At 66.0% G+C, this 435-nt stretch carries 1 protein-coding gene; it reads left to right on the top strand.

What is annotated here, in order from left to right; all coding sequences use genetic code 11:
• Positions 1 to 83: 83 nt before the first annotated feature.
• Positions 84 to 435: SepX/GlpR family protein (locus tag KHA85_RS16735; RefSeq protein ID WP_207764500.1), on the top strand; the 352-nt coding region annotated here is incomplete at its 3' end.

Below are 435 nucleotides of genomic sequence, written 5' to 3' on the forward strand. Positions count from 1 at the left end.
GTAATTGTCCTGGTCGTCATGACCCGGCCGCGTTGGCCACCGATGGGCTTCGCGGGGGATGAGAACACAGAGAGCAGGTCATCATGCCAAGCATCCCGCAGTCATTGTTGTGGATATCGCTCGTGGTGCTGTGGCTTTTTGTCTTGGTGCCGATGCTCGTCAGCAAACGCGATGCGGTGCGCCGCACCAGCGACGTGGCGTTGGCGACGCGAGTCCTCAACGGGGGGGCCAACTCCCGGCTGATCAAGCGCAGCGGTCCGGCCGCCGGTCACCGCAGCGATCCCGACTGGCAACCGCCGGAAGACTCGGCTGACACCGACCTCGACGAGGAGCACGACCTTGCCGAGGACGACGACCACGACCGCGAGGCGGATGACGACGCCGACACCGACGAGCTGAGCCGCCGGCGCCCGGTGGTCATGAAGATGGCCCTGG

The organism is Dietzia massiliensis (assembly GCF_018390595.1).
In the GTDB taxonomy this organism is placed as follows: domain Bacteria; phylum Actinomycetota; class Actinomycetes; order Mycobacteriales; family Mycobacteriaceae; genus Dietzia; species Dietzia massiliensis.